Here is a 326-nt window from a genome sequence, read left to right on the forward strand (position 1 = left end):
ATTCCGTTTAGCGCATAACGGTCTGACGCGCGGTTTAAAATATCCGTTACGCGCTGTTGTATGCCGCGATTTATCGTAGTGACAAAGACTGCGGATTTTTTTAACGTAGAGGTTTTTTTTGCTTCTAAAACAAGCCTGTCTAGCAGATGTGGGGCAAGGCGCGGCAGGGGGAGCGGCTCACCGGGTAGCGGTTCCGCTTCGCTGAGAGTGAGAGTTTCTTCGTCAAAACAGCCTTTTTTAAAAAGTTTATTTAAGAGCGAATCTCTTTTTAATTTTAAGGCTTCGCGGTTGCGTCCCGGGTGAATAAGAGCGGGGCTGTTTGGAAG

The 326-nt window shown here is 47.5% G+C and carries 1 pseudogene; it reads right to left on the minus strand.

What is annotated here, in order from left to right:
* A pseudogene (locus tag ACYVRH_RS15100) lies at positions 1 to 326 on the minus strand (penicillin-binding protein 1C); the annotation flags it as partial.

Source organism: Treponema sp. R80B11-R83G3, from assembly GCF_054786115.1.